Source organism: Kitasatospora sp. NPDC091257, assembly GCF_044757675.1.
In the GTDB taxonomy this organism is placed as follows: Bacteria; Actinomycetota; Actinomycetes; order Streptomycetales; family Streptomycetaceae; genus Kitasatospora; species Kitasatospora lactacystinica.
Map to the genome: position 1 here is coordinate 1 of NZ_JBIVVI010001446.1, position 1,999 is coordinate 1,999.

General features: G+C 69.4%; 1 protein-coding gene. It reads right to left on the reverse strand.

Translation table 11 applies throughout. The features are described 5' to 3' along the window. Positions 1-5: 5 nt before the first annotated feature. Positions 6-1,934: a TIGR03960 family B12-binding radical SAM protein gene (locus ACIQOV_RS39215; protein ID WP_401055651.1), complete on the reverse strand. Its 1,929-nt coding sequence runs from the start codon at positions 1,932-1,934 to the stop codon at positions 6-8. Between the last annotated feature and the right edge of the window lie 65 nt (positions 1,935-1,999).

A 1,999-nucleotide genomic window follows, 5' to 3' on the forward strand; every position in this document is an offset into this window, starting at 1 on the left:
ACGCGCTACTTGTTGACCACCGTCAGGGGGAGCATCTTCTTGCCGGTGGGGCCGATCTGGATGCTGGTGTCCATCTGGGGGCACACGCCGCAGTCGAAGCACGGGGTCCAGCGGCAGTCGTCGACCTCGACCTCCTCCAGGGCGTCCTGCCAGTCCTCCCAGAGCCAGTCCTTGTCGAGGCCGCTGTCCAGGTGGTCCCAGGGCAGCACCTCCTCGTAGGTGCGCTCGCGGGTGGTGTACCAGTCGACGTCGACGCCGGTGCCGGACAGGCCCTTGTCGGCGCAGGCCATCCAGCGGTCGTACGAGAAGTACTCGCGCCAGCCGTCGAAGCGGCCGCCGTCCTCGTAGACCGCGCGGATGATCGCGCCGACCCGGCGGTCGCCGCGGGAGAGCAGGCCCTCGACGATGCCCGGCTTGCCGTCGTGGTAGCGGTAGCCGATGTTCTTGCCGTACTTGCGGTCGCCGCGGATCGAGTCGCGCAGCTTGGCCAGGCGGGCGTCGGTGTCCTCGGCGGACAGCTGCGGGGCCCACTGGAACGGGGTGTGCGGCTTGGGCACGAACCCGCCGATGGAGACGGTGCAGCGGATGTCGTTCTGGCCGGTGACCTCGCGGCCCTTCTGGATGACGTTCTTCGCCATCTCGCCGATCTGGAGCACGTCCTCGTCGGTCTCGGTCGGCAGGCCGCACATGAAGTACAGCTTCACCTGGCGCCAGCCGTTGCCGTACGCGGTGGCGACGGTGCGGATCAGGTCCTCCTCCGACACCATCTTGTTGATCACCTTGCGCATGCGCTCGCTGCCGCCCTCGGGGGCGAAGGTGAGGCCCGAGCGGCGCCCGTTGCGGGACAGCTCGTTGGCGAGGTCGATGTTGAAGGCGTCGACGCGGGTGGACGGCAGCGACAGGCCGATCTTGTCCTCGGTGTACCGGTCCGCCAGGCCCTTGGCGATGTCGCCGATCTCGGTGTGGTCGGCGCTGGACAGCGACAGCAGGCCGACCTCCTCGAAGCCGGTCGCCTTCAGCCCGCGCTCCACCATCTCGCCGATGCCGGTGATGCTTCGCTCCCGCACGGGGCGCGTGATCATGCCGGCCTGGCAGAAGCGGCAGCCGCGGGTGCAGCCGCGGAAGATCTCCACGGACATCCGCTCGTGCACCGTCTCCGCGAGCGGGACGAGCGGCTGCTTCGGGTACGGCCACTCGTCCAGGTCCATCACGGTGTGCTTGGACACCCGCCACGGCACGCCCGGGGCGTTCGGCACGACGCGGCCGATCCGGCCGTCGGCCAGGTACTCCACGTCGTAGAACTTCGGGACGTACACCCCGCCGGTACGGGCCAGGCGCAGCAGCAGCTCGTCCCGGCCGCCCGGGCGGCCCTCGGCCTTCCAGGCGCGGATGATCTCCGTGATGTCGAGGACGGCCTGCTCGCCGTCGCCGACCACGGCGCAGTCGATGAAGTCGGCGATCGGCTCCGGGTTGAAGGCCGCGTGGCCGCCGGCCAGGACGATCGGGTCCTCGTCGGTGCGGGCCGCGGCCTCCAGCGGGATGCCGGCCAGGTCGAGCGCCGTGAGCATGTTGGTGTAGCCGAGCTCGGTGGAGAACGACAGCCCGAACACGTCGAAGGCCTTCACCGGGCGGTGGGCGTCCACGGTGAACTGGGGGACGTCGTGCTCGCGCATCAGCGCCTCGAGGTCCGGCCAGACGCTGTAGGTGCGCTCGGCGAGCACGCCCTCGCGCTCGTTCAGCACCTCGTAGAGGATCATGACGCCCTGGTTGGGCAGGCCGACCTCGTAGGCGTCGGGGTACATCAACGCCCAACGGACGTCGCAGGCGTCCCAGTCCTTGACGGTCGAGTTGAGCTCGCCGCCGACGTACTGGATCGGCTTCTGGACGTGCGGGAGGAGGGCCTCCAGGCGTGGGAAGACCGATTCGACAGTCATGTACTAGGAACCCTTACGACGTGATTCGGTGCCGCTGGCCGGCACGGGAGGGGTGACCCTCAAGG

What these genes read in the sequence shown, in the direction of transcription:
- ACIQOV_RS39215 (WP_401055651.1), bottom strand. Translation starts at nt 1,934, where the DNA reads ATGACTGTCGAATCGGTCTTCCCACGCCTGGAGGCCCTCCTCCCGCAC.